The following is a 2,536-nucleotide window of genomic DNA, read 5'->3' as shown; positions in this document are numbered from 1 at the left end:
CAATCGGCACCCCCACCCGGCCACACCGGCCGGACGGGGCCAGACTCGGGGCAGGCTTCCACCGCCACGCCCACACCACCCCCATCCCACGATGGCCACGGCCGAGTCACCCGTTTCCCGAGCGGTCCCGAACACCCGGGACCACCCAGGAAACCCAAGCCGATTAGAGACGCTCTACAAGAAGTACTTCCACGACCCGATCGCCGCCGACCTGCTCAAGGAACGCCCGAAGCTCGTCCGGCAGATCATGAACACGCACCTGGCCCCCACACAGGGCTGACGGGCGGCCCCTGCCGACTCCCCGCTGCCGTCCTACGGTGGAGTGAGACGCATCCGTCCCGATGGGAGGAGACCGCGTGGAGATCGTCGCGTACGGCGTTCTGGCCGACGAGGAGCCGCTGCTGAGGGACGCGTTCGACCAGGCGTTCGGCGGCCGTCACGAGCTGCGCTGTCTGAAGCTGTTCCTGAACCGGGACACCGCCGCGACCGCGGTCGGCCACGAGGTGGTGCTCAGCAGCGTCAACGACACCCTGGACGCGGGGGTACTGCGCTCGCTGGCCGACGGCGGCACCAGGATGATCGCCCAGCGTGCCACCGGCCACAACAACATCGACCTGACGGCGGCCGAGGACCTGGGGCTGACGGTGGCGAGGGTCTCGTACTACTCCCCGTACTCGGTCGCCGAGTTCGCCTGGGCCCTGGCGTTGGCGGTGGACCGCCGTGTCGTCCGGGCGGTCCACCGCACCAGGGAGTTCGACTTCCGGCTCGACGGGCTGATGGGCCGCGATCTGCACGGCCGGACGGCCGGTGTGGTGGGCACCGGCAAGATCGGGACGGTGTTCGCCCGGATCGCCCACGGCTTCGGGATGCGGCTGCTGGGCTGGGACATCGCCGAGAACCCCGAGTGCCTCGCCCTGGGCATGGAGTACGTCGCGCGCGAGCGCCTGTTCGGTGAGGCCGACCTGGTCAGCCTGCATGTGCCGCTGATGGGGAACACCCATCACCTGGTGGACGCCGAGACCCTGGCGCTGATGAAGGACGACGCGATCCTGGTCAACTCCAGCCGCGGCGGCCTGATCGACACCGACGCCCTGCTGGAGACCCTGCGCGCGGGGCGGCTGAGCGGGGTCGGCCTGGACGTGTACGAGGAGGAGGCGGGGGTGTTCTTCCTCGACAAGTCCCTGGAGGTGATGACCGACGAACGCCTCGCCCGGCTGATGACCTTCGGCAACGTCCTGGTCACCTCGCATCAGGCGTACTTCACCGGCGACGCCGTCGGCCAGATCGCCGCCACCACCGTCGACAACATCGAGGACTACTTCGCCGGCCGCAGCGGCGACAACACCCTCGTACGGCCTTCCGTCACCTGAGGTCCGGTATCCGGGGGACCCCGCGTGTTGGCGCAGCGCCGCCCCCGTCGTGGCGGTGATCTGCGGGGATGTGTGTTGCGGGGGCGGGACCGCAATCGGCAACGGTGCCCTGTGTTGCCGGTTTGTAGGGTTTCCTGGCGCAACGGGTTCGTTCTCCTCCATTCTGTGGCTCACTTCTGGCGGCCCATCCGGGGTGCGCCGCTCCAGCCGGTCCCCGGCTGGGTGACGAACGGGGGAGCGATGGCCCGTTTACCACTGACGAACCGGACGGCGCTGGTGCTGTTACTCGCCGTGCTGGCGGGTGTCGGAGCCGGCACGCTGGCGACGCTGGCGGGCGACGGCCCCGCCCGGAGTGCGCTGTGCGGCCTCGCCGCCGCGGGAGGGGCCGTCCAGGTCTTCGACCTGCTGATCACCCAGGGCCGCCACGGCGACCCGTCCGCCGTCCGGCGGACGCGCTCCAGCGCCCGGCGGACGCGTTCGAAGGCGAGGGGCGGACGTGGGTGAACTGCGGCCGCTGGCCGAGGACCTGACGCCGGAGTCCCGGGCCCTGGCGACGGCGCTGCGGGAGCTGTTCGAGGGGCTCAAAGTGTCGGTACGCCGGTACGCCGCCCGGCGAGTCCGGGACGCCGGCACCTTCTCCCGCTATCTCAACGGCACCCGCATCCCGCCGTGGGAGGTGGTGACGGACCTGTTCACCGACGTCGCCGAGCACCGCGGAGTGGCGGCCACGCCGGAGGCCATCGAACTCGTACGGCGACTGCACCGCGCCGCGGTCGAGACCAGCGCCTCCCCCAGACACGCGGTCGAGGTGCTGGAACAGCAACTCGCCGACGCGGACCGGGACTCCCGCCGCTCCACCGCGCGCGGCGACGCCCTGGGCGACGCGCTGCTCGACCGCAAGCACCGCATCGCCGACCTGGAGGTACGGCTCAGCCAGCTGGAGGCGGAGTGGAGCGCCGAGCGGGAACGGGCCGACCGCCTCGCGGCGGCCAACCCCGACGTCACCGCGCTCCTCCGCGAACGGGACCTCCTCCAGGGCGAGGTCGCCCGGCTGTCCGCCGACCTCCACGCGGCCCACAAGCAACGTACCGAGGCCGAGGAGCGCTGCGCTCTCCTCGAACGCCAGATGGAGGCCCTCGAACAGACCCAGCCGGCCCCCACCACCC

General features: G+C 71.3%; 3 protein-coding genes and 1 pseudogene. All 4 read left to right on the top strand.

Annotated elements, in window-relative coordinates; genetic code table 11:
• Positions 1-91 precede the first annotated feature (91 nt).
• Entirely contained in the window at positions 92-280 is a 189-nt protein-coding gene (locus FNH04_RS47055) for a hypothetical protein (RefSeq protein WP_194237027.1), read from the top strand.
• Positions 281-356: 76 nt separating this feature from the next.
• The gene (locus FNH04_RS44715; protein ID WP_322725666.1) at positions 357-1,370 is read left to right on the top strand and encodes a 2-hydroxyacid dehydrogenase; all 1,014 of its coding nucleotides are present in this window, start codon (positions 357-359) and stop codon (positions 1,368-1,370) included.
• Positions 1,371-1,610: 240 nt separating this feature from the next.
• Positions 1,611-1,874 carry a hypothetical protein gene (locus tag FNH04_RS44710; RefSeq protein ID WP_152791951.1) on the top strand — a complete coding sequence of 88 codons (264 nt, stop codon included), beginning with the start codon at positions 1,611-1,613 and terminating at the stop codon, positions 1,872-1,874.
• A pseudogene (locus FNH04_RS44705) lies at positions 1,867-2,536 on the top strand (response regulator); the annotation flags it as partial. The gene FNH04_RS44710 and the pseudogene FNH04_RS44705, both read left to right, overlap by 8 nt.

The sequence above is a fragment of the Streptomyces phyllanthi genome (assembly GCF_009377205.1).
GTDB lineage: Bacteria > Actinomycetota > Actinomycetes > Streptomycetales > Streptomycetaceae > Streptomyces > Streptomyces phyllanthi.
This window is presented reverse-complemented; position numbering and strand designations above follow the sequence as displayed.

Coding starts and splice junctions, on each gene's coding strand:
- FNH04_RS47055 (WP_194237027.1), top strand. CDS start 92: ATGGCCACGGCCGAGTCACCCGTTTCCCGAGCGGTCCCGAACACCCGG.
- FNH04_RS44710 (WP_152791951.1), top strand. CDS start 1,611: ATGGCCCGTTTACCACTGACGAACCGGACGGCGCTGGTGCTGTTACTC.